This is a genomic window from Trabulsiella guamensis ATCC 49490 (assembly GCF_000734965.1).
GTDB classification, from domain to species: Bacteria; Pseudomonadota; Gammaproteobacteria; order Enterobacterales; family Enterobacteriaceae; genus Trabulsiella; species Trabulsiella guamensis.
In genome coordinates this window covers 1-211 of sequence record NZ_JMTB01000272.1, presented here as the reverse complement: position 1 = coordinate 211, position 211 = coordinate 1, and the positions used below count along the sequence as shown (strand labels likewise).

The 211-nt window shown below is 57.8% G+C and carries 1 protein-coding gene; it reads right to left on the bottom strand.

Annotated elements, in window-relative coordinates; translation table 11 throughout:
* Positions 1–76: 76 nt before the first annotated feature.
* Positions 77–172, bottom strand: coding sequence for a phage tail tube protein (locus GTGU_RS23870; RefSeq protein ID WP_245609653.1), 96 nt, complete (start codon positions 170–172; stop codon positions 77–79).
* Positions 173–211: the final 39 nt, after the last annotated feature.

The following is a 211-nucleotide window of genomic DNA, read 5'->3' as shown; positions in this document are numbered from 1 at the left end:
TGTGAAGCGTTTCGTCCGTGGTGCCTTTGCCGGTGAGCAGACCGTGCGGCAGGGTGAAAGTCAGTTCTGCCATCGCTTACACCTTCACACACTGCTGGCCGATGAAGTTCGCCGTTACCGTTCCGGCGTCTTCGTCCAGTTCAGCCGGGTTGTCGGTTGCCGCGCGGGTCATCATATAATTGAGGCCGTTGTCACCGTAGAACATCACCGT